Source organism: Sphingobacterium sp. LZ11T8 (assembly GCF_024261425.1).
In the GTDB taxonomy this organism is placed as follows: Bacteria; Bacteroidota; Bacteroidia; order Sphingobacteriales; family Sphingobacteriaceae; genus Sphingobacterium.
Window position 1 is genome coordinate 114,164 of sequence record NZ_JANBZY010000003.1, and the last position, 20,834, is coordinate 134,997.

The 20,834-nt window shown below is 39.8% G+C and carries 21 protein-coding genes and 1 tRNA gene; 8 read left to right on the top strand and 14 right to left on the bottom strand.

What is annotated here, in order from left to right:
- Positions 1-18: 18 nt before the first annotated feature.
- Both NLF99_RS08690 and NLF99_RS08695 read right to left on the bottom strand, forming a co-directional pair.
- On the bottom strand, positions 19-978 hold the full coding sequence (locus NLF99_RS08690; protein ID WP_237219554.1) for a polysaccharide deacetylase family protein: 960 nt from the start codon (positions 976-978) through the stop codon (positions 19-21).
- Between the two features lie 105 nt (positions 979-1,083).
- Positions 1,084-1,572, bottom strand: coding sequence for a hypothetical protein (locus NLF99_RS08695; protein WP_185213805.1), 489 nt, complete (start codon positions 1,570-1,572; stop codon positions 1,084-1,086).
- 263 nt (positions 1,573-1,835) lie between these two features.
- On the opposite strand from NLF99_RS08695, the gene ychF reads away from it, so the two are divergent.
- The gene (ychF, locus tag NLF99_RS08700) at positions 1,836-2,936 is read left to right on the top strand and encodes a redox-regulated ATPase YchF (protein ID WP_185213804.1); all 1,101 of its coding nucleotides are present in this window, start codon (positions 1,836-1,838) and stop codon (positions 2,934-2,936) included.
- A 217-nt stretch (positions 2,937-3,153) separates the two neighbouring features.
- Here the strand turns inward: ychF and NLF99_RS08705 are convergent, their stop codons facing one another.
- Complete coding sequence (locus NLF99_RS08705) at positions 3,154-3,918, bottom strand: NlpC/P60 family protein (RefSeq protein ID WP_185218340.1); 765 nt, start codon at positions 3,916-3,918, stop codon at positions 3,154-3,156.
- Between the two features lie 80 nt (positions 3,919-3,998).
- On the opposite strand from NLF99_RS08705, the gene NLF99_RS08710 reads away from it, so the two are divergent.
- On the top strand, positions 3,999-4,466 hold the full coding sequence (locus tag NLF99_RS08710) for a universal stress protein (protein WP_185213802.1): 468 nt from the start codon (positions 3,999-4,001) through the stop codon (positions 4,464-4,466).
- Here NLF99_RS08710 and NLF99_RS08715 read toward each other — a convergent pair.
- From NLF99_RS08715 to NLF99_RS08735, 5 genes are all read right to left on the bottom strand, one after another.
- A complete protein-coding gene (locus NLF99_RS08715) occupies positions 4,463-5,638 on the bottom strand; it encodes an RsmB/NOP family class I SAM-dependent RNA methyltransferase (protein ID WP_254527763.1) in 1,176 nt (391 codons plus the stop codon). The two genes, NLF99_RS08710 and NLF99_RS08715, sit on opposite strands and share 4 nt — an antisense overlap.
- Positions 5,639-5,644: 6 nt before the next feature.
- Positions 5,645-6,946, bottom strand: a complete 1,302-nt coding sequence (locus NLF99_RS08720) for an ABC transporter substrate-binding protein (protein ID WP_185213800.1) — start codon at positions 6,944-6,946, stop codon at positions 5,645-5,647.
- Positions 6,903-8,453: a glutamine-hydrolyzing GMP synthase gene (guaA, locus tag NLF99_RS08725; RefSeq protein WP_185218342.1), complete on the bottom strand. Its 1,551-nt coding sequence runs from the start codon at positions 8,451-8,453 to the stop codon at positions 6,903-6,905. The genes NLF99_RS08720 and guaA overlap by 44 nt, the downstream gene beginning before the upstream one ends.
- A gap of 112 nt (positions 8,454-8,565) precedes the next feature.
- Entirely contained in the window at positions 8,566-9,243 is a 678-nt protein-coding gene (locus NLF99_RS08730; protein WP_185218800.1) for a DUF2807 domain-containing protein, read from the bottom strand.
- Positions 9,244-9,260: 17 nt separating this feature from the next.
- On the bottom strand, positions 9,261-9,761 hold the full coding sequence (locus NLF99_RS08735; protein ID WP_254527765.1) for a hypothetical protein: 501 nt from the start codon (positions 9,759-9,761) through the stop codon (positions 9,261-9,263).
- A 188-nt stretch (positions 9,762-9,949) separates the two neighbouring features.
- Between NLF99_RS08735 and NLF99_RS08740 the strand changes: the two genes are divergently transcribed.
- Positions 9,950-10,465 (top strand): hypothetical protein, encoded by a 516-nt coding sequence (locus tag NLF99_RS08740; RefSeq protein WP_254527767.1) that lies wholly within the window; start codon positions 9,950-9,952, stop codon positions 10,463-10,465.
- 225 nt (positions 10,466-10,690) lie between these two features.
- Entirely contained in the window at positions 10,691-11,332 is a 642-nt protein-coding gene (locus NLF99_RS08745; protein WP_254527769.1) for a hypothetical protein, read from the top strand.
- Positions 11,333-11,381: 49 nt separating this feature from the next.
- On the opposite strand, the gene NLF99_RS08750 is transcribed toward NLF99_RS08745, so the two are convergent.
- Positions 11,382-11,463, bottom strand: a tRNA-Leu gene (locus NLF99_RS08750).
- A 317-nt stretch (positions 11,464-11,780) separates the two neighbouring features.
- Between NLF99_RS08750 and NLF99_RS08755 the strand changes: the two genes are divergently transcribed.
- The gene (locus NLF99_RS08755) at positions 11,781-12,317 is read left to right on the top strand and encodes a hypothetical protein (RefSeq protein WP_185218346.1); all 537 of its coding nucleotides are present in this window, start codon (positions 11,781-11,783) and stop codon (positions 12,315-12,317) included.
- Between the two features lie 101 nt (positions 12,318-12,418).
- On the opposite strand, the gene NLF99_RS08760 is transcribed toward NLF99_RS08755, so the two are convergent.
- The 4 genes from NLF99_RS08760 to NLF99_RS08775 all read right to left on the bottom strand — a co-directional run bounded on the left by NLF99_RS08760 (position 12,419) and on the right by NLF99_RS08775 (position 17,479).
- Entirely contained in the window at positions 12,419-15,460 is a 3,042-nt protein-coding gene (locus NLF99_RS08760) for an AAA family ATPase (protein ID WP_254527771.1), read from the bottom strand.
- Positions 15,461-15,462: 2 nt separating this feature from the next.
- Complete coding sequence (locus NLF99_RS08765; RefSeq protein WP_254527773.1) at positions 15,463-16,689, bottom strand: exonuclease subunit SbcD; 1,227 nt, start codon at positions 16,687-16,689, stop codon at positions 15,463-15,465.
- Between the two features lie 104 nt (positions 16,690-16,793).
- Positions 16,794-17,069 carry a SelT/SelW/SelH family protein gene (locus NLF99_RS08770; RefSeq protein WP_254527775.1) on the bottom strand — a complete coding sequence of 92 codons (276 nt, stop codon included), beginning with the start codon at positions 17,067-17,069 and terminating at the stop codon, positions 16,794-16,796.
- Between the two features lie 14 nt (positions 17,070-17,083).
- Positions 17,084-17,479, bottom strand: a complete 396-nt coding sequence (locus NLF99_RS08775; RefSeq protein WP_185213745.1) for a c-type cytochrome — start codon at positions 17,477-17,479, stop codon at positions 17,084-17,086.
- A gap of 214 nt (positions 17,480-17,693) precedes the next feature.
- On the opposite strand from NLF99_RS08775, the gene NLF99_RS08780 reads away from it, so the two are divergent.
- Together NLF99_RS08780 and NLF99_RS08785 are read left to right on the top strand one after the other, a co-directional pair.
- On the top strand, positions 17,694-18,383 hold the full coding sequence (locus tag NLF99_RS08780; RefSeq protein WP_185218350.1) for a prolyl oligopeptidase family serine peptidase: 690 nt from the start codon (positions 17,694-17,696) through the stop codon (positions 18,381-18,383).
- Positions 18,384-18,430: 47 nt separating this feature from the next.
- Positions 18,431-18,937: a hypothetical protein gene (locus NLF99_RS08785; protein ID WP_185218351.1), complete on the top strand. Its 507-nt coding sequence runs from the start codon at positions 18,431-18,433 to the stop codon at positions 18,935-18,937.
- 2 nt (positions 18,938-18,939) lie between these two features.
- Here NLF99_RS08785 and NLF99_RS08790 read toward each other — a convergent pair whose 3' ends face one another.
- Positions 18,940-19,728, bottom strand: a complete 789-nt coding sequence (locus NLF99_RS08790) for a phosphatase PAP2 family protein (RefSeq protein ID WP_254527777.1) — start codon at positions 19,726-19,728, stop codon at positions 18,940-18,942.
- Positions 19,729-20,066: 338 nt separating this feature from the next.
- Here NLF99_RS08790 and NLF99_RS08795 point away from each other — a divergent pair, with 338 nt between their 5' ends.
- The gene (locus NLF99_RS08795; protein WP_254527779.1) at positions 20,067-20,813 is read left to right on the top strand and encodes a hypothetical protein; all 747 of its coding nucleotides are present in this window, start codon (positions 20,067-20,069) and stop codon (positions 20,811-20,813) included.
- Positions 20,814-20,834: the final 21 nt, after the last annotated feature.

Below are 20,834 nucleotides of genomic sequence, written 5' to 3' on the forward strand. Positions count from 1 at the left end.
AGCCTCCGCACTCTGTAACTAATATTTTATAGGATAATTCTCTATGAAATCAAACTTATAATCTTTGTGTTGCTTCAAGCTATCAATTAGATTGCTCAATAATTGTTGTCCTTTTTTATTTTGGAACATATCGTCATGCATCAGTAAAACGATATTATTTGGCTTCAATGTTGATTTATTTCCTAACATGTTACGGATACGGCCATAGATCTCTTCAACAGACTGAACAGGTTTACCGGTCAAGCCATTGATTTTCCATTCTACGTCCCATCCATAGATCTTATAGCCATTGACACCCAGTAGGTCAGCAGTTTGGCTTCCTGAGGTTAAATCTACACGGCGAACATCATCAAATAACCAGATGTTTCTTCCTGGCATCCGAACGATCTTATGTTTCAGGCCTAAATCTGTTTCGCATTTTTCGAAATCAGCGACCGCTAGGTCAGGATTGCTGTAAAATACATGGAATTTATTGGCAGCATGCGAATAGCTATGGTTGTAACATTCAACAAGTGGATTGTTCATATAACGATCAAAATCTCGTTTCAATCTTTTGCTCATGCCAGCATGCTTACCTACTAGGAAAGCAGAGATCTTGGTGTTTTTAGCGGTGATAATGGAGTCGATAGCGGAACTACCAATCAATGGGCCGTCATCAAAAGTAAGGTAGATGTGCTTATCCTTTTTATTCAATTCACGGTAGATGGAATCTCTAAGCATCTTTTTAGCTTGCTTAGGTTCGATTTTATTTAAGGAATCTACAGCTGGAAAATGGATTTTCCCTTTGTTCAGGGAGTCCAGGATATCCATCAGTTTTACCGTATCCTGTTGCAACTTGGATTCAGCATCAACCAGTGAGTTTCCTGTCGAATCCGAAGGATTCGAGCTGTTAGGTGAGCCTACAATAGAATTACAGGAGTAAACTGAGATTAGTGTGGAAATAGCGGCAATACCAGCGACGATAGTCTTCTTCAACATAGCCTTTGAGGGTCTCTTAAAATTTGTACAAAGCTAAAAATATTTGTCGACATAAGAAAGGGACTTCAAGCTGAAGTCCCATCCCATTTATCCCTATATTATATGCTAATCATCGTAATGTCTTCCTTTTTTCCAACGCTTATCCATTTTTTTATGGTACTTGTAATGTTCTTTTTCCATTTTGCGATAGCGTTTATCGGCGCGGTGATGATGTCTTCCGCCATCACGGATTGTAACCTGAGAATAGTTCCTTGAGTAACCATGATAGCGATCATGATAATGCCTATGGTTCCTCCAAGGCCTTGATTCATTGATCACCACTTTATAGGTTCTATGGAAGTCACGACCTCTATATCTTCTCGGTATATTCCTGTGTGACACCCATGTACGGCCATCGTAGTAGGTATAGTAACGATTAGAAACATCGTAATACATATCAAACTCTGGCATGTAATAATACCTGGCGTAGTCATAGCCAACTGGTCCCCATGAAGGTTGTACACCAATGTTCAAGCTTACATTTACTTGGGCATCTGCCGGTTTGACGAAGAATAATCCTCCAAAAACTAATGCTGCGTAGAATAACTTTTTCATAAAAACCTCCTTATATCTTTAGGACCAATCGTCCGGTTATGTTTAATGTTCTGACAGGCAATTTGAAGGAAAGGATTAATATGAAAATGTTAAAAAATGTAAATTCATAGCTACAGTATTCAGAATCAAGGCTTTAAAATTCATCTTTTTGTCATTTTTTACAATTTAACATTCAGCAAAACTCTCGAAAAATACTCTGTCTGCCCTACCCGATTCTATCAGCATTTTTGTTATCTTTGTCGCAATTTTAACAAAATAGCAATATGGCATTACAATGTGGGATCGTAGGCCTACCAAACGTAGGTAAATCAACCTTATTTAACTGTTTATCAAACGCTAAAGCGCAAGCTGCAAACTTCCCGTTCTGTACCATTGAACCAAATGTTGGTGTCATTACAGTTCCGGATGCTCGCTTGAACAAATTAGCAGAACTTGTCAATCCGCAACGTATCGTTCCTAATACCATCGAAATCGTCGATATCGCTGGTTTGGTGAAAGGTGCTTCCAAAGGTGAGGGTCTAGGTAATCAGTTTTTGGGTAATATCCGTACCACAAATGCTATTATCCATGTCTTGAGATGTTTTGATGATGGCAATGTGATCCACGTTGATGGTTCTGTTGACCCTATCCGTGACAAGGAAATCATCGATACGGAATTACAGCTTAAAGATTTAGATACCGTTGTAAAACGTATCCAAAAAGTTGAAAAAATGGCCAAGACTGGTGGCGATAAGGATGCAAAGAAAACCTATGAAGTTCTTTCTGTAGTGAAAACGCATTTAGAGTCTGGAAAATCTGCCCGTACTGCCCCTATTTCGGAGGAAGATTTCGAATTCATCGATGACTTGACCTTATTGACCGTAAAACCTGTACTTTATGTATGTAACGTAGATGAGGCTTCTGTAAACACAGGAAATGCGTATGTTGATCAGGTTAAGGAAGCTGTAAAGGATGAAAATGCGGAAGTATTGGTTATCTCGGCACAGATCGAATCGGAGATTGCCCAACTTGAAGACTATGAAGAACGTAAAATGTTCTTGGAAGATCTAGGTTTGGATGAATCTGGGGTTCACAAATTAATCCGTGCAGCTTACTCCTTATTGGACTTAGCAACTTACTTTACGGCAGGTGTTCAAGAAGTACGTGCTTGGACCATCGAAAAAGGATTTACAGCACCACAAGCTGCCGGCGTAATCCACACCGATTTTGAAAAAGGATTTATCCGCGCCGAAGTAATTAAATACAATGACTTCGTACAATTCGGATCAGAAGCAGCCGTTAAAGAAGCTGGTAAACTATCCGTAGAAGGTAAAACATATATCGTTGAAGACGGGGACATTATGCACTTCCGATTCAATGTTTAGGTAAATAAAAAAAGCGACTTTAAAAGTCGCTTTTTTTATTTAGACATAAGATCTGGGATTGGGGTCAGCTCCCCCTAGACTCCGCTCGGGGTTCATGCCCAAAATGGATGGCATTTTTGCCAAGATCTTGGTCCATCCTCCAATCCTTTGAATCCTGGCTCATTCCATAATCTTGGTCCATCCTCTCATCCCTTGAATCCTGGTTCAACTCATTTGTCTAAACCAGCCTTTTAACTATCCTCAACTTATGGGTAGTCTGTTGGAGGTCATGGTTATAGATACCTTCATTGTCGATGGAATCGATTCGGACCTTTTCTACGACATGCAGGATTTCCTCATCGGAAATGACGATTCCGAGATGATCTACTTCGCCTTCTTCGTTGATGAAAAAGGCTAAATCACCACCTCTTATTTCTGAAATAAAATCTATGGAAGTGCCTAATTGGAGAATGGAGGGAATGTCTTTAGGGATTTCAACACCGAAATGACGGTAAAACAAGCCGCATAAGCCTATATTATCGACTCCATGCACTGTTCTTCCCTTATAGGAAAATGGGGTATTCAGATAGCTTGCTACGAAGTTCTCCAATTGTTCGCGATCTCTTTCCTCTTCGTAACCTTCTTCGGTATCGCGGAGATCAGAGAGGATCTTGTAATTATCTACAGCAGTAATGATGCTCTTGTTTTCCGGAATTGGGCTACCATGAAAGATCTGCATGGTTTTGTTCTCCCCAGCGACGGCATAGCCCCCTACCTCATCGATGATAAAATCTGCGGGGATAATCTCTTCCACCAGTTCAAACTGTCCTTCCATGATCCAACCTTGGATCTCTGAATCGGGAAGCTGGATGAATGCCCATGACTTTTGTCGCTCAATAATGGTAAATGCTTCCGCAAATAGAAGTTCATAAACGCGGTTAGCTGAAAACTTTGGGGTCTCGAGAACCGAGATCGAACTTAAAACACAAATTCCTAATGCCATAAAATATGCTGTTTTTATAAAACAATTAAGCTAATTTAATCGTTTTTTATATATTAGATATACATTATAATCTAAATATCATGACTACAAAAAAGTTCAATCGAATATTATTAGCTATCGATGAAACCCCTTGTTCCCGTCGTGCCATCGACTATGCAAGAGAGATTGTTGAAGAAATACATCCAGCCCTTGCTTTAGTTACTGTCGTACCTCCCACTTCGCCAACATCTTATGGTGTGGACCCCCTATTGGGTCAACAACCCATTATTGTTCCCGAAGTTTCCGAAATACAGCAACAAGCTTCTCAGGATTTCCTAAATAGGCTAGCCACGGAATTTCAAGGTGCATCTGAAACATTCACTTTCAATCGCGTAGGTGATGTGCGGGATGAAATCCTTCAGGTTGCCAAAGAATGGACTGCGGATTTAATTATCATGGGTAATAATGGAAGAACAGGATTTGACCATTTCCTTTCAGGATCCGTTTCGGAAGCCTTGATCAGAAAAGCTACATGCCCTGTATTGGTCATTCCTTTAAACTGTGATTAGACCTTCACAAATTTCGCCACAAACATAGAGTCTGCTTTCTTATCGTAGCCGATAATGGGCTGCTGTGCAACTAACTGCAAACCCAGCGTATCGGAGATATATTTGCTGACCTCCTCGTTCTCTGCTTCAAAAACCGAACAAGTAATGTAAAGCAATATTTTCCCAGGCTTAAGGAATGGAACGACATGCTTGGCAATCTGTTTTTGCAAGTCAGAGAACCTTTGTAGTTCACTGCTCGTAAACTTCTGCAGCATTTCCGGCGTCCTGCCCCAAGTTCCAGAACCAGAACAAGGTGCGTCAAGGATAATGCCATCGAAAGACTCCTCGCCCATGATATGGTCAACTGGTTTGCTGAGATCCAATATTTTCTTGCGAAAATAGGTTCTCACGTTGGCTTTCTCGAAACGCTCATCTAAATTCCTTAGGATGCTCAAACGAACGTCTGAAACCAAAAGTTTAATATTGGGTTCCTTATCCAATAATAAAAGTGATTTCCCTCCAGAAGCAGCACAGCAGTCCCACCAAGAGCTCCTTGGAACAACCTCTAATTCATTGAGGCTCTGTTGGGATGAAAAATCCTGAACCTCATAATCTCCATCCAAAGATTTGATCTGTTGAAGGTTCGTTCCGTTCGGTAAGGACAGGGTCTGAGCAGAAAGTTCTACAAAGGGAATTTCATTCTTTTCCAAGGTCTTTTTCACCTTACTTTCCATACCCTTTTGGATTCGGATATACAGGTTAGGCTGGACAAAGTGGGATAGGATAAATTCAGTTTTATGGATACTTCCTGAAAGGAATCCTGAAAATGGAAATACCTCATCAAGAAAGTTTCCATATTTCGATTGGATAAAACTCACTTTTTCCTCTAAGGTCAAATTGATCTTATCGGACCAATCAGGCTGGAACACCTGGACAACAGCGGAGCTTTCCTCACATAGAAATTCAGCTATGCTAAGTTTTTCGGAGAGTTCCAGATCAGAAAAGGCTTTTCCTAAACGGAAGAAATTATAGCAGAACCGTGAGTTCATCCTTCTATCGGATGAACCCATTTGTCTGTTATTCTTATAAAACTGAGTTAAGAACCTAGAGAAAGGTTCTTTAAATTGATATTCGTTGATAGTACGTTCGAAGTTGCGAACTTGCTGCTGTACTCTTTTGCTATTGATTTCCAATGCTAATTATTGAAAAGAACCGTTACGGTAGGTCCTTATTTTTACTGCTTGGTTTACATATCCCCAAGTTGGATTGTAATTGAACTGGTAATCGCTGAAGATTCCGGAGAATTTTTCGTCAACTACTTTCTCGGCATATTCTGTACCGTATTTGCTCAACAGGGTTGCGAAGTATTTACCTGCGTCATAACCTTTATAGGCAAAGTCAGAAGGATCAACCTTAAAATTGTTCTTATAGTTTTTCTGGAAATTCTGAACATCGGAACTCCACACTTTTAAGTGGCTCTCAGAGCTGATCGTAGGATCCATACGGTAGAAGTTATCGTATGGTCTAAAGTCAACACGGGACCAAAGCGGGTGTCCGAATAAGCGAATGGCATAGCCTTCAGCCACTTTATCGTCCAAAGCGGTAACCAGCGATCGCAGTTGCGTCTTTTCGGTTGTGCCGCTGATCACAAGTGCGGTTCCTAGATCTGGAATGGTTTGCTTCAATTGCGCTACTGAAGTAACATGAACGATCTTCGCAGTTGGGTTCAATTTCTTGATTTCCTCATCAAATCCAGCGATGAAATTACGGTGATCGGTATCCCTCGCATCAAATACGATGATAACGTCATTGTCCATATATTTTTTCATCATTTCACCAGCGATAGCGCGCATATGGATACGGATCGGTGGAGTTAATGAAACAAGGTTTGCGATATTGAATTCCGTTGGCATGGTTGCAGCCAATGGATTTACCTGTAGGACTTTGGTGTTTTTATTGCCTTTGGCAAAGGAACGGATTTCCTTCGGATAGACTGGACCCACGATCAAACTTGCACTTTCCACTTCTTTAGAAGCTGCAATGCTCAGGTTTTTCATTTCATTATCCTGTGTGTCCATCACCTTGAGATTGAAATCGCCAGGTTTTTTGGCAACTTCATTGACGCCTAACTGGAAACCTTGGTAAAAATCCAATGCCAAAGCAGAGCGCTTCACATCGGCTTCCACCACGTTTTGGTTGGCGATCATATTCAGTTGAAAAGGTAAAAGGAGAGCAATGCTGTTCGCTTGCTCTGATCCTTTTACTTTATCGTCTTTTTTAGCATCCTCTTTCTTATCGCTTTCAGATGGGTTCTTTCCAGGGTCCTTATCTTTATTGCCATATACATTAGGGTTTTTCAAAACGCCACCCGTAGTTTTTGGCGAACAGGAACTTACTGCAAGGACAGCACCTAAGCACAATGCGGCGAGGGTACCTCTATAAATGTTTTTCAAATTATTATTCCCACTCAATTGTTGCTGGTGGTTTTGAGCTGATATCATATACGACTCTGTTGATTCCTTTGACATGATTAATAATCTCGTTTGAAATTTTAGCTAATAAATCATAAGGCAAATGAATCCAATCAGCTGTCATTCCGTCTAGGGAACCTACAGCTCTAAGCGCTACTACGTGTTCATAGGTACGTTCATCCCCCATCACTCCAACTGACTGAACCGGCAAGAAGATTGTTCCAGCTTGCCAAACCTTATCATACCAACCTGATTCTTTCAGGTTACGAATGTAAATGTCATCAGCTTCTTGCAAAATCCGTACCTTTTCTTCCGTAATATCACCTAAAATTCGAATTGCTAATCCTGGACCTGGGAAAGGGTGTCTTCCAAGGATCGCTGGATCAACCTCAAGGGACTTTCCAACACGACGAACTTCATCTTTAAATAAAGTTTTTAAAGGTTCGATAACCTTTAATTTCATGTAGTCTGGCAAGCCACCTACGTTATGGTGTGATTTAATGGTAGCTGAAGGACCTTTCACTGAAATGGATTCAATAATATCTGGGTAGATAGTTCCTTGACCCAACCATTTCGCTTCTGTGCCTTCTGGCAATTCTTTTTGTATTTCTTTCGCAGCCTCATCAAATACATCGATAAATGATGCGCCGATGATCTTACGTTTTTGTTCTGGTTCTGATACGCCAGCCAATCTAGAATAGAAAAGCTCTTTAGCATTAACACCTTTGATGTTTAGGCCCATGTGTTTGTAAGATGCCAATACTTGTTCGTATTCATCTTTACGTAATAGTCCATGGTCCACAAAGAAACAGTGTAGCTTATCGCCAATGGCATGGTGCAATAAAACTGCCGCCACGGTGGAGTCAACACCACCAGATAAAGCCATAATAACATGGTCATTACCTAATTGTTCTTTAAGTTCCGCTACTGTTGTGTCAACAAAAGCATCAGCAGTCCAGTCTTGGGTACATCCACAAATATCGATAACAAAGTTTTTCAATAGAACTTGGCCATCTGTACTGTGCGTAACTTCAGGGTGGAATTGGATACCGTAGGTCTTGCTACCTTCGATCTGATAGGCAGCAACACGTACCTTATCGGTACTCGCAATAATCTTAAAGTTTGATGGAACCTCTTTAATGGTGTCACCATGTGACATCCATACTTGAGATTGGGAAGGTATGCCTTTCAATAAATCATTCTCTTGATCAACAAACTGCAAATTAGCACGACCATATTCACGGATTTCAGATGGAAGAACCTCACCATTGGAATGCTGAGCAATATATTGCGCACCATAACAAACTCCTAATAATGGGAATTTTTCCTGAATGGCTTTGAAGTCTATCTGAGGAGCGTCTTCCTGACGCACTGAATAAGGGCTACCTGAAAAGATCACACCTTTTACAGATCCATCAAATTCAGGAAGGTTGTTGAATGGGTGAATTTCACAGTATACATTTAGTTCCCTAACGCGACGCGCAATTAACTGGGTATATTGCGATCCAAAATCGAGAATGATAATTTTTTCTGACATGGCGCAAAGTTACAAATCAATACACAATTTATCAGAGGAAATGTTAACTTATTGACGTAAAAAAGAAAGCAAGCATTGATTCAATGCTTGCTTTCCTAAAAAATCTTATTTTTTATTGATGGAAAACTATCTTTCCACCGGCAATTTTCTTATCTCTTTTATTCTTAGGGTTTCCATAGACATCAATGGTACCACCCATTCTAGTCTCTACATCAGCAGATTCTGAAGCATTGACCTCAGTTTTTCCACCAGCGTTGACACGTACATATACGATATCTGTCTTCAGGTCCTTTCCATAAAAGTTACCACCAGCTGTAGTCTTGACATTCAACTTGGTCGCAGTTCCCAAAAGGTCAATTGATGAACCTGTATTGGAGGATACATCAACCCCTACCGACTTGATATAGGCCCTGATTTTTGATCCCTCCGTCGCCGTGAAGATCATCGCTTCTTCTTCCATGGCGGTCTCCTCAATATTTACTTCTGAACCTTTCTTGGCAATGATACTGGAAACAGAAGGTGTATAGACCACCACATTGGCCTGATTACCCTGCATAATATAGCTGCCCTTCATCTTTAATCGAAGCTCGCCTTTTGAATAGACCGCTTCAACCTTGTCTGCCAACTCACCATTGATAACGATTTCATGCTTATCACTTGGAACCACACTCACCCATAACCTATCGGTTACTTCCAACACGGAAAATTCATTGATGCTCTGCTTGATCTGAGCCTGCACCGAATGAACTAACATGGACACTGCAAATAATAAAATGTATTTCATCTTCATAACGCTAATATAGATATTTACCTACCTAATAACGCTAATTCGTCCTGAGTATACATATTTGCACCCTTTAAATATTTGTAAATTTTTTCTTTGGTGAATTTATCCGACATTTTATAGAGGTTATTCATTACAAAATCCTTGTCAGATTCAATTTCGTTGTGGTAGCCCAAGTATTTGGGGATATGGTACTGTATACTGAGACGGATAAATCTCAGTTCCACATTGTTAGGGTTGGATTTGAGTTCTTTTTCCAACTTGTTTTTCCCATCCTTGAAATAACTCATTTTTTTGAATGGATTAGAGGTATGTTTGGCCATAAACATATGAAATGCGGCGGCATATCCGCGTTCAACTGGTGAGTCCGCATTTTCTTCCAAGGCTTCCAAATGCCTTTTACACAAATCCTCATCCTTAACTCCCTTGTTAAAATCATTTCGAACGCTGTTCAAATCCAAGTCTTGAGAACGTATCTCATTGGAAATCAACAGAACAATGGCTAAAATCATTATTCTCATCATAATTAAAAATGGTTTATCTCCCATTAATTTACAAAAAACACGCCAAGTAGGATAAATTTTAACACTTTCAACTAAATTTTATTAAACGGAAAACTCATTTTTCCCATATTCAGGAATAAAATTTAACCCAGCGCCAATAATTATTAGTAAATTGTATTGTAAAAATTAAGAACCTAATTAATCAACTTATGGAAAACGATGAAAACAACTTCGGTCAACCGGAAAACATCAACCCGCAAAACAACCCGTATCAAAACTACGATTTGAAAATCGGACCTGTTGCCATTGAATATCTGCGAGAGACTGCGAAATGGACAAAATTCCTATCGATCCTCGGCATGATTGGCATGGCCATTTATTTGGTGGTGGCATTTTTTATGTTCCTATATTTTGTTGGAAATAGTTCGACAAGCCGCGAACAGGTTAATGCTTTCGCCATGATACCTTTCCTACTGATGATGATCATAATGATTGCCTTATACTTCGCTCCGATTTTATGGTTATATAAATTCTCCAAGAACTTACAGGAGGCAATCAATTTGCGCAATTCAGATCACCTGACGACAGCATTTAATTTCCTCAAAAAGCATTATAAGTTCATTGGCATCTTGGCCATTATAATGGTAGGACTGTATTTATTGAGTTTCTTTGGTCTGCTGGCTACAGGTATTCTATCGAAAATGGCTGGAGGCGGGGGATTGTAAGTTTAAATAAAGTATACATAGAAAATATGAAGAAAGAAGAGGTTCAGTAATTGCTGGACCTCCTTCTTTGTGCCTCATACTTGGCATTCCGGCAAAGGAACCTATTGACCAGAATAGATAAAATATAACTCTTGATAACAAAAAAAATCTCTTTAAGAACATCTTTAAAAACATTGATTAAAATTTACTGTTTTATCTACATAGACTTATGATAAACAATAGATTATGAAGACATACATTTCAATTTTCACAAAAGCAATGGTTCTATTCGGCCTCATTGCAGCAAGTTCTTGCCAAAAAGAACAGATCCCTAGCCCTGAAGGCGATCAAGCTAAAGAAAACGCTAAGAACACCAAGGCTAAATTACCAGGTGATGTTTCAGGCACTTTAAAATCGGCTAAAATTTATTTCAACAGCACAACGAAAACTTACACCACGGGTTATGCAGGCGGATTGGATTATAGCACCATGTTCACTCACCCTACAAACAAGTACGATTATCCAGATTACTCCCCTTGGAGCCCTGTAACTGGTCCGGTTACGGGTAAATCCAGCTTTATGGATTATCATTCGGATGGGAATAAATTCGTTGTGGTCTTAGGGACGGTCCCTGGAGGCATGATTTACAAGTATGATGCAAAAAAATACATAGACAGTCTTTCCAAAGGCTATATGCCTAGTGTGAATGGGTTTATTTCAAGGTCTGGTGGTGGTGCCGGTGGATCAGGAGGCAGTGAGGATTTCTATATCGTCCTTTCGGGACAATATGTAATCGACCATTCCTCGCCTACTGGGGTAGCCATTGTAGATATCAATACGAAATTACCGGATTCAAAACCGAAACCGCCAATTGAATCGGTTCAATAAAAAGATCTGAAAAAACGAAAAGCTCATCGAATGATGAGCTTTTCTGTTGTACCCAGGGCCGGGATCGAACCGGCACGAATTGCTTCATTGGTGTTTGAGACCAACGCGTCTACCAATTCCGCCACCTGGGCTTATTCCCTTTGGAACGATGCAAATATAGGTACTCTCGTTTATTTTCCAAAAATAAAATTACTCCCACAGCTAAACTAACTGATTTTTAGTCCATTTATTTTTCAAAAGCCCTCCAAAAACCATCAAATGGTTGCATTAACAATATTTAACATGGATCAAAATAAACCATTCCCCCACTTTTTCATCTTACCAATAAGCAAAACGAAAAAGGACAGACACAATCTTGAATCCGTTAACATTCTTTAACTAAACTCGATTTAAACGTTTGCCTCCAGATTTGCTCAAAGAATAAAAGGACAATAAAAATAGATAGACTATGAAAAAGATATTAACATTTGCTGCTTTATTTGCTGGATTAAGCTTTGCAGCTTCTGCTCAGACACAAGATAGCGTAAAGAAAGATAGATCTGAAGTACGTCAGGAGATGAAACACAGGAAACATGTTCGTGGCGGTGATAGAATGGGTAAAATGACAAATAAAACCCCTGAAGAGATCGCTAAGATGAAAACAGATCGCTTGGACAAGGAATTGAAGTTTACTGATAAACAAAAACAAGATGTTTATTCGTACAACCTAGACCAAGCAAAGAAATGGAAGGAAAAACAAGAAACTAGAAAAGCTGATCGCGAGGCTCGCAAGAATGAAATGAAAGCTGAGCGTGATGAGTTCATGAAATTGTTGACCCCTGAACAGCAAGAAATATTAAAGAATAAAATGGCTGAAAACCGCAAAGGCAGAATGGACCGTGGCGACAGAACGCAACATCGTCAGATGAAACGTAGGGATATGGACCGTAAGCCGGTGGAAAAACCAGCGCAAGAGACTACAAGCGTAGAAAGTTCAAATGGATAAATAGTGATTAAGGTTTTTTATTAGTTAGTGGTTATATGTTTAATTGATGAAGGTCCCGTGCTTACGGGACCTTCATATTTTATGCTATATCATGAAATTCATCAATTCCATGATGCTTTCACCTTACTTCCCAATTCCTGATCTTTCTCCACCGAAACAGACCTCGGAATCCGTTCCTTCAATTCGTCGACATGGGAGATTATCCCCACTACCCTATTTTCATGATGTAAATATTGCAGGGTATCAAAAACGGTATTGATGCTTTCAGAATCTTGGGTACCGAATCCCTCGTCAATAAAGAAGAAGTTTCTGTCTGATTTATTCAGGGACTGAATATTTTCAGCCAACGCTAATGCTAAACATAGTGAAGCCTGGAAACTCTGCCCTCCGGATAAGGTCTTCACAGAGCGTCTATAGCCGTTATTGAGATAGTCGATCACCTCAAACTCATTGTTCTCGTTGATGGTAAGGCTAAGTTGGTTTCTGGTCAACCGATGGAAACGGTCATTTGCCATTTCGCACATCTGCCTTAAGTGGATGCTGGAAACATAATTCACAAATCCATTTCCTTTAAACAGGTTCTCCAGAACCTTTAAATTTGCAGCTCTAGCATTCAGTTGATCAAACTCTTCCATTAACTTCTCTTTCTTACCTATCTCTAAAGTCAGGTGAGCTAATTCTTTTTCTAATCCGCCCGTCAATGACAATTGCAGTTCAAGCTCCTCTTTTTTAAATTCAAATAACTTGCTGCTTGTTTCCAATTCCTCTTCGGAGAAATCTCTATCTTTCAAGAACTCTCTTAACGAGTTGATCTGAGTCTCTAGGACCTCCAATCTTACGTAGAACTGTTGAATTTCCTTACGCAACTGCTCCACTGGCATTGGCCTCTGAATAATATGCTGCACTTGGGTAATGTCTGCAAACTGATATTCACGCAATAATTTGGCAAGTTGTTCCTGCCTTACCTTGATCTGCTTGTTGAAATTGCTCAACTGCTCTTTCGCAGCACTATATTGACCAGCGATCTCCGCCAGTTTTGTCTTGTAAGTATTTAGTTTTTGGTTCAGGGTCAAATAATCACCCTCAATCTGTAAAATCCGTTGGTCAAGGTGCAACTTCAATCTTTTCAACTCTTCAAGATCAACTTCAGTGAATTCCTCAAAATTCAATTGCTGAAGCGAGTTCCTACTGTGCAAACTTACCCCCTTCACAACGGCTATCTCAGCTTTGATGCTATCCAGTTCCTTCTCAAATTTCTGGATATTCTCCCTGCTCTTTTGCAGATCTAAACGCATCTGCTTGATTTCAGCTTCTAGACCTGAGGTAATCTGTTCACTTTGCTTAACACGCTCTTTCTGAGCCTCGAAAGCATCTGTGTCTTCTGAGGAATAGCCAGACCATGAGAATGCTGACAGATGCTCATTCAAATTACTGGAATGCCCATCATTATCTTTCTGCAACTGTTCTAAACTTGTCCTTTTGGTATAAAGGGAAATACTGGTCCTTGTCAGCTGTTCTTTTAGCTTTTGAAACTCAGTCCTTTTTCCATCCAAACTATATTTTTCTTGCGTAATTTTATTCAGCTCTTCCTGCACATGTGTTGCCACCATAGGTTCAGGATGATCTAACGCCCCACAAAGCGGACAAGGCATACCTGACTGAAGCTCAGTAGCAAATCGACTCAATTTCGCTTGAACCTGCAGATGGGTCTCTTGCTCCCTCAACTTATTCAGATCGTTTTCAATCAATTTCAGCTCATTCCCTATCATCTGCTCCCAGTTGTCCTCGGTATAACCCAACTTATTGAACTGGCCTTGTTCTACCTCTGCCTCTTGGGTCAATTGCTCCAACAGTTTATTAGAATTTTTCTGTTGCTGTTCGATGGTATCCTTCTTATGGTACCATTTTTCCATTTCAATCAATTGGGAAGTATCGATTTTCTCTGATTTCAAAGCCTCTAGCCTTTCCTCAGCCTCTTCCAACTTCTTGGCAAGATTGACCTCAGCTTCTTTCGTTCTTTCTACAAAAGGAGTTCCCTTTGTCAATCGCGTTTCCAGTTCCTTTTCCTTCTTATCATTCTCCTTGATCTGGATCAGCCTTTTATAATCTTCGGTTTTAGCCCTGAATACATTGAGATTAAGGTAATCATGCTGAACAGAAGCTATTTCCTTCTCAACGACATCGATCTCCCGCACCTGACGTTCTTTAACCACCTGAAAATTCTCGATCTTATGGATCAGGGTCTCCCTTTCCACATTTAATGATTGTAGATAATTCAAAGGCTCCTTAAACGCCTGAGAGGTTCTTTCATATCGATTGACCTCAGCTTCCTGCTGCTGAACCCGCTCCTTTTTGCTATTCAGCTCATTGAACTGAGCCTCTTTTTGATGCAGTTCAATACCTTTATCCCTATATTCCTGCAAGGACTGAACCTTTTGTTGCAGCTCTTGATAATCAGTTCTTGTAATCTCAAGCGTCTTTTTAGCCTCCTCGACCTCCAGTTTTTTCTGATTGAGAACCTCCGTTGAAATGCTTTCAAATCCTGACAGAGCACCTTTTAGATTTTCGAGCTTCCTATTATTGCCAGCCTGTAGAAAACCAACCTTAGGACCAAGATCAAATTTATTGAGGTAAAAGATCTCCTTCATCATTTCAGAACGGTCCTTACCCTTCAATTCCAAAAACTCCTTAAACTGACCTTGTGGAATGATGATGGTCCTTCTGAAGTTTGCATAGGATAAATTGGTTACCAAGGCTCCATCAGCAGATTCCATAGGCACCCATTCTCCAACAATCCATTCATAGGCGGTACGTTCAATCGGGGTGGTGTCATCAAAATTCTTTCTTCGTCTCCATTGAGCAACAAATCGGAATTTACGCTTTTCAAAGTTCAGGAACTCAAAGACTATCATCGCTTGATTAGACTTTAGGTTCATCATATTATAAGCGCGCTTATCCGTCTTATTCAGGCGTTCAGTATCACCATACAGCGCAAAACTGATTGCTTCCAATATGGATGACTTTCCAGAACCAACCTTACCGAAGATTCCAAATAACCCCGCTTCCGTTAATTCTGTAAAATCTATAGATTGTTTTTCTTGATAGGAATATAACCCTTCAATACTTAAAAATAATGGCAACATACTTAATCTTCTTTTTCTAAGGTATTTGCTGCGACCTCGTTAAATAGGGTCATTAATTCTTCATTGGGCTCCTGTCCATATTTCGATTTGAAATAATCCTTGAACAGGTCCTTCATATCTTGATCCAGGTTTACACTTGGCCGCCCATTTTGCAACTCCTGTTTTTTAGTCAATACTGGGATGACATGGATAATGCCATTGTGAGCTTCATGGACACGCTTTAGATCACTCGAACTTAAAAAGTTATCAGACTCCAAGGTTAGCTCTACTAAAACACTGGGATTATCGTGCAACCATTTAACGGCCTCGTCAATATCATTGAACCTTACTCGCACCAATGGTCGTCCTTTCTCCAGATGCACGGTCCTATACTGGGCAATTCTATTAGGCTCCAAATCAACGATAATAACCTGTTTAGTTTGTCCACTTTCGGAAAAAGAATAAGCTAATGGACTCCCTGGATAGATCACAGGCGCTGTTCCCTGCCCAATTTCATGGAATTTATGCAAATGCCCCAAGGCGGTATATTGTATCTGCGAAGGGATGCTGTCAGAATACACCAGATCAGCAAAACCTAGGCGTAACGGTTTTTCACCTTCAGGCTCCTCCAATACCTCAGCACCTCTTTTCAACATATAAAGATGCGTGGTCAATAAATTAACCCCATAAGTATCACAATATTGATCAGCAGTATCCTGCCACTTCTTTTTCAATAACTCCTGTAACTGACTTGCCTTATCCGTATCTCCCAAATATTGCTTCAATCGGATCTCATTAGCAAATGCAGTACTCAAAATCCGAATGGGATAATAATACTTAGGCAGCTTAATCTCCAAAAAGCCTTCATCTACCCGGATCACATCGAAACTGCCTTCTACGGTAATTGGATTGATCTTCAGACTGGGTTGTCCAAAGAAGAATATCCCCAATTCCCTGGCCAATGAATCCGGCGAATCAATACGATCCGGCGAATCATGGTTGCCGGCAATGGCAATAACAGGTCTTTTCCCATTCTTGGAAAGACGTTTTAAAGTTCGATAAAGTAATTCGGTTGCTTCTACTGGGGGATTAAAAGTATCATAAAGATCTCCAGAAACGACAACAAGGTCAACTTCTTCGCGGTCGGCAATCTGACAAATTTCTTCCAAGACTTCTTTCTGCTCTTCGATCCTAGAAAAGAAATCAAGCTTTTTACCCAGATGCCAATCTGCTGTATGTAATATGCGCATTTACGATAAATCTGTTATGGTGAAAGTTAAAAATACAGATTTTTCTTTTTGTAAAGGGTTAAGAAATGTGAAAGATTTAGCGTCTTTACCCGCTCTCGATTACCTTAACGATCGGAGTGACCAAGGTCTTTTTCGGGATTAACCCTATTGCGAACCAATTGCTTAAGTTCTTTGATTTCCGGGAAACGGCTTTCGCGTTTTCTGTCAAAAATTATTTCATCATCCACGAAAACCGTGTAACGACCACTGATCTCGCTAGGCTCCAAATTTACCGAGTGCAGGTCATCAACAAAAGTGGTCAGAAGCTCCTGAGCCATATAGGCAGCCCGGAGCATCCAACCACATTTGGGACAGTAAGTTATGCGAACTGTTGCTTTCAATAGATTAATACAACTTATTGTTTAACAACAGTAAACGCTTCGGTTTTTCCGTTATGACAGGTATTACAGGATATATTGTAAACCACCCCATCATAGGCATGCTTGAAATGTTTTTTATTGATCTGTTTAGTCATTTTGATCATATGTCTCGCAATATCTTTCTTCGGATTCGCATCTGAAGCAAAGTCCAAACCTTTCTCACCGTTAGGCTTAGGGGCATGACAATGGTTACACTTCACGCCTAATGCCATATTGAAAGATTTCATGGTGCTATCCAACTCTTCATGGCTGATGTTCTTTGGAAGTACTTTTAAATTCTGAGGTCTTTCCTCCTGTCCCCCAATATGAAATGCACTCAAGCCAATGACCAAGGCAAATAAACTTAACAGTGTGATAGCTTTTCTCTTCATATCTCTTTGATTTTTAATGGTACAGCAATTTAATAAAAAATACATAGAATTGTAATATAAATGTCATGAAAAAATATAGAACACTACACAACAAGCACTTATAGCACAGCATTTGGTTTAAAACTTCTTTGTTTTTATCTTGCGAGCCTTGATTTCTAACTGATTCAAGCCGGCTCGAAGCCTCTCTTCTTGCCAAAAACATGAAACGATAGCTATGTACAAACATTTTTTGCTCTTAACCTGCTTTTTCTTGGCGATGACCTTATCATCTTCTGCCCAACTAAAAGCGATTAAATCCAAAACAGGGTATTCCTATTGGGTGAGAACTCCAGAAAACATCGAAAAGAATGAAAAACTGCCCGTTATTGTCTTTTTGCACGGCCGAAGCCTTTCAGGCCATGACTTAAACCGTGTTAAGCGTTACGGCGTATTAAGGGCAATTGAAAGAGGAAAAGACCTTGAAGCCATTATCGTTGCGCCTCAGACCTCCAATGGCTGGGATCCAGACAAAGTTATCGACGTATTGGATGCCGTTCTTAAGGACTATCCAGCTGATGAGCACAGAGTGTATGTTTGCGGCATGAGCATGGGTGGCTATGGCACCATGGATGTTGCCGGAAAATACCCAGACCGATTTGCGGCAGCAGTCGCTATCTGTGGCGGCGGAACCGTGAGTTACGCCTGCAACCTGACCCAAGTCCCGCTGTGGATTCAACATGGAAGTGCCGACCGCGCTGTCCCGGCTTCTGAATCCAAAAAGATCTACAATGCCATCAAAAAATGTAACAAAAACGCCGATGCAACCCTCACCATCATACCAGGTGGAACCCATGGAAGCGTTGAACGATTATTCCATGGAGAAAAGATTTACGACTTCATGTTCAAACACAGCAAAGGCTCTTAATCAATATTTTGAGATAAAATAAGTTAAGAACAACTTTAACAAAAACTATGCTGATTCATGTCTACGATAGTATGCAAAAAGACTATTCCTATGAGCTTACGGAACCTATGGGCAAAAACTTTGACCCAGAATTCCAACCTCAGTTAAGCCCACAGGAAATGCTTGAATTAGGCGTCTTCAATGGTAAGTACCTCAATGACTGTCGAAATGAATTCCCTAAAGAATGGTTTGAACATGCGAAGCTGTATAAAGGTGAAAGCAATGCTGGAGACCCTAGCCTAAATTTCTTTAAAATAAAGGCTTCCCAGCCCCTATCAGAATGGCAAAGAAAAGGCTGGATACACCCCCAAGATCCTCGAGGGTGGTTCCAGTGGTACTGCAGATATTTTATGGGTCGAAGATCTGAAGACGATGAAAGACAGATCAAACGTTGGAAAGCTTTTAAAAGACATATTGCCCAAGTAAAAGGCAATTGTACATTTGGTGATTTTCAATGTCGTCCAAAGCAGAGACAGGCACTTTTACACTGGGCATATGATAGCATCAATCTTTAAGCCTAGAGACTGCTCGCAAAGCTCAACATAAACTGTTTTCCGTTGTATGAAGGCATTAACAAATATGGGTGCTTCCTTTTTTGGATGCGCTCCTCTAACTTTGGCAGCATCCAGTAAGCCATTTTCGTGCTCAATATTCCTATGCCTGCCCCCATTACTACATCTGACAGCCAATGCCGATTATTGTACATCCTGAAAAATCCTGTCCCAGCGGCAATGGTATAAGCTCCTATTCCATACCAAACAGACTGATGGCTATACTCTTGCCAAATCAGTTCTGCTCCCACAAATGCTGTAGCGGTATGTCCTGAGGGAAAAGAGTTCGAGGCTGAGAAGTCAGGTCGCATAATCGGAACACTCTTTTTCAATAGATTCACTGAACTCCCCATGATAATATGGGCTACAGATGCCACGAACAACCTTGATTTAAAATCATGCTTCGCCCTTATACCCATGAGATCAAAAGCAAAATAAGATCCAGTGGCAGCATATTGGGTAAAATCATCTATCCTTATCCTAATTGGTCGCGCAGACTGTAAGTTATCTTTTATTAATTCATTCTGTTTCTGCAAGTAAGGATTTTTAACTGAAGTAACACCATAACTAATAAAACCAATAGGAGCTATCAATCCCTCATTCAACATCAATTTTGAAAAACTACTTCGCTTAACCTGATTTAACTGAGCGAGTACACTGTCTTGCTGACAGAAACAGCAATTTCCATTGAAATGCAATATGAATAGAAGGAATATACGCAGAAACAGCATTCCAGGCTCCAATGATGACTTCATATAAGAAATAGATTAGATCTACAGGCTAATAATTGTTATTTATTATAATTTATTGTCTTATTATTCAATATTTAAATTATAAAAACTAATATATTATTAAATTGCAATAAAGGAAATACCCAAGACAAGGTATTTTTTCGAAAGTCACCTACAATCTACATGTTAAAAGAAAAAACACAATCTTATTTAATTCAGCAAAATAGCCTTCACAGTATTCAAAACTGGTTCATTTATATAATTCAACCATACTTCGGCACAATATTTCTACCATTTCAGACATTCATCATGTAGCTTTAAGGTAATACAGCTAAACATAGATAATCCTATTTTTTTTAAACATGAGCAATCCCCCGTATTCAAATGATACCCAGGCAACCCAGTTCTTAAAGAAAATGGGAATATTAGATCAACTTTTCGAAGCCATTGCACCTTATAGGCCTCAAAACATAGCTACCGAGGCAAAAAACACGGAAATGTTTTTGGACTACGAACAGAAATATGCTGATTTAGAAATTGAAAAGAGGTTATTATCATTGCTAAAGCAATTCTATTCTGAAGCTGACCTCCAAAAATTCAGCGTAATGGATGCCGATTCTATCTATGAAGCCGATAAATCAACATTTAAATCATTCGAAAAACAGATTGAAAGCTTATATGACGAAATCTATTTAGCAGGCAACAGACTATCCTCAGGGGTAAAAATCGTTGGAAACCCTGATCAATCAAGACCCTTTGAATTTTTCACTGTAGAACGCCAAAACGGCATCTATGTGGCCAAAGCCTTTGATAGCTTTATGCCTCAAAACATACAACTCAGCCAAGTAGCATTGGTGGATCCTATGCACTTCGTTTCCATAGAGGCAAAAGACCAGGAATTACGGATCGAACTTTCTGCTGAAGGCCAGGAATTATTTTCCAAGCATTTTCAAGACAATCCTTACGAACCATTGGCTCTTTTGTTAAATCAGAGAATAATAAATATCGTCAGAGATACAGCAAATCTTCAAAACAACGTTTTATTAATTTGGAGTCCTTGGTCGGCTCAAGAACTTATTGAATTCACAAAATCAGCTAATAACGAATAAAAACAACATAATTAAACTATA

Excerpts from the sequence above, each read along its gene's own strand:
- NLF99_RS08785 (WP_185218351.1), top strand. The coding sequence starts at position 18,431 with ATGCTGATTCATGTCTACGATAGTATGCAAAAAGACTATTCCTATGAG.
- NLF99_RS08730 (WP_185218800.1), bottom strand. The coding sequence starts at position 9,243 with ATGAAGATGAAATACATTTTATTATTTGCAGTGTCCATGTTAGTTCAT.
- NLF99_RS08760 (WP_254527771.1), bottom strand. The coding sequence starts at position 15,460 with ATGTTGCCATTATTTTTAAGTATTGAAGGGTTATATTCCTATCAAGAA.
- NLF99_RS08790 (WP_254527777.1), bottom strand. The coding sequence starts at position 19,728 with ATGAAGTCATCATTGGAGCCTGGAATGCTGTTTCTGCGTATATTCCTT.
- NLF99_RS08795 (WP_254527779.1), top strand. The coding sequence starts at position 20,067 with ATGAGCAATCCCCCGTATTCAAATGATACCCAGGCAACCCAGTTCTTA.
- ychF (WP_185213804.1), top strand. The coding sequence starts at position 1,836 with ATGGCATTACAATGTGGGATCGTAGGCCTACCAAACGTAGGTAAATCA.
- NLF99_RS08755 (WP_185218346.1), top strand. The coding sequence starts at position 11,781 with ATGAAAAAGATATTAACATTTGCTGCTTTATTTGCTGGATTAAGCTTT.
- NLF99_RS08695 (WP_185213805.1), bottom strand. The coding sequence starts at position 1,572 with ATGAAAAAGTTATTCTACGCAGCATTAGTTTTTGGAGGATTATTCTTC.
- guaA (WP_185218342.1), bottom strand. The coding sequence starts at position 8,453 with ATGTCAGAAAAAATTATCATTCTCGATTTTGGATCGCAATATACCCAG.
- NLF99_RS08780 (WP_185218350.1), top strand. The coding sequence starts at position 17,694 with ATGTACAAACATTTTTTGCTCTTAACCTGCTTTTTCTTGGCGATGACC.
- NLF99_RS08690 (WP_237219554.1), bottom strand. The coding sequence starts at position 978 with ATGTTGAAGAAGACTATCGTCGCTGGTATTGCCGCTATTTCCACACTA.
- NLF99_RS08740 (WP_254527767.1), top strand. The coding sequence starts at position 9,950 with ATGGAAAACGATGAAAACAACTTCGGTCAACCGGAAAACATCAACCCG.
- NLF99_RS08705 (WP_185218340.1), bottom strand. The coding sequence starts at position 3,918 with ATGGCATTAGGAATTTGTGTTTTAAGTTCGATCTCGGTTCTCGAGACC.
- NLF99_RS08765 (WP_254527773.1), bottom strand. The coding sequence starts at position 16,689 with ATGCGCATATTACATACAGCAGATTGGCATCTGGGTAAAAAGCTTGAT.
- NLF99_RS08775 (WP_185213745.1), bottom strand. The coding sequence starts at position 17,479 with ATGAAGAGAAAAGCTATCACACTGTTAAGTTTATTTGCCTTGGTCATT.
- NLF99_RS08745 (WP_254527769.1), top strand. The coding sequence starts at position 10,691 with ATGAAGACATACATTTCAATTTTCACAAAAGCAATGGTTCTATTCGGC.
- NLF99_RS08710 (WP_185213802.1), top strand. The coding sequence starts at position 3,999 with ATGACTACAAAAAAGTTCAATCGAATATTATTAGCTATCGATGAAACC.
- NLF99_RS08720 (WP_185213800.1), bottom strand. The coding sequence starts at position 6,946 with ATGATATCAGCTCAAAACCACCAGCAACAATTGAGTGGGAATAATAAT.
- NLF99_RS08735 (WP_254527765.1), bottom strand. The coding sequence starts at position 9,761 with ATGATGAGAATAATGATTTTAGCCATTGTTCTGTTGATTTCCAATGAG.